Origin of the sequence: Pseudomonas sp. LS-2, from assembly GCF_003605735.1 — a bacterium.
Classification (GTDB): domain Bacteria; phylum Pseudomonadota; class Gammaproteobacteria; order Pseudomonadales; family Pseudomonadaceae; genus Aquipseudomonas.
This window is the reverse complement of record NZ_QXTJ01000051.1, coordinates 1-722: the sequence shown is the minus strand read 5'-3', so window position 1 is coordinate 722 and position 722 is coordinate 1. Positions and strand designations below refer to the sequence as shown.

Here is a 722-nt window from a genome sequence, read left to right as displayed (position 1 = left end):
AGTTTGGCGATGGCGCCGGGTGGCATCGTCAAGGTTTTGCTCGGGGCAGGCTGTCTGGAAACCCTGGAAATCGGTCGATTTCAAGCCGAGATCCATCCGCTCGGCCCCTATCAAGGGAAAAGCAACGGCGAGTACGTCCCGCTGGAACCCGAGAACAAAACCTACGTCAAGAAACACGGGATTCCCTATGGCAGTTGGTAAGTCAAACCTGTCCCTAAAGGGCGATTGCCGTGTGCGTGATGTCGGGCAAGCGCTGTCCTGCGCCGCGCTTTCAGCCACAAGAGGGTATCCGCAATGAAGCGTCTGCTGCTGATCGTCGGGCTACTGCTGGGCTTGAACGCGTGCGCCAGCGGCCCAAGGCCACCCGCGCCGCCGAAGCTTCCATACCACGCCTGGAATATCGGGCTGGTAGCGCCGATGCACATGGAAGTGCGGGTGGAAAGCGTTGATGTGCTCGATCAGCGCGGCTTCGAGTTTTTCCATGTATTTGGAGGCGTCGCTAGCTATACCGGAGCGGTAAGAGGTTGGCACAAGGGAGGGGGAAAGATGAAGCCCATCAACAACGTCGACCTGCCCGACAAGATCTATCTGCGCTGGCAGTCGTTGGTGGAGCCCCAGGCCTACAGGATTGGTATCCAGATCCCGCAGTGGGTACGTGATGAGATGGTCAAGCCTCATCGGGTTTTTTGCAGGTGGGACCAAAAGGTCCTGACTCGTTATAG

The 722-nt window shown here is 58.0% G+C and carries 2 protein-coding genes; both read left to right on the top strand.

Going from position 1 to position 722, the window contains the following annotated elements; genetic code table 11:
- Positions 1-201 (top strand): DUF2931 family protein (locus tag D3M70_RS31625; protein WP_120130204.1); only part of this gene is annotated, 201 nt, incomplete at its 5' end.
- Between the two features lie 93 nt (positions 202-294).
- Positions 295-722: DUF2931 family protein (locus tag D3M70_RS31620; protein ID WP_120130202.1), on the top strand; the 428-nt coding region annotated here is incomplete at its 3' end.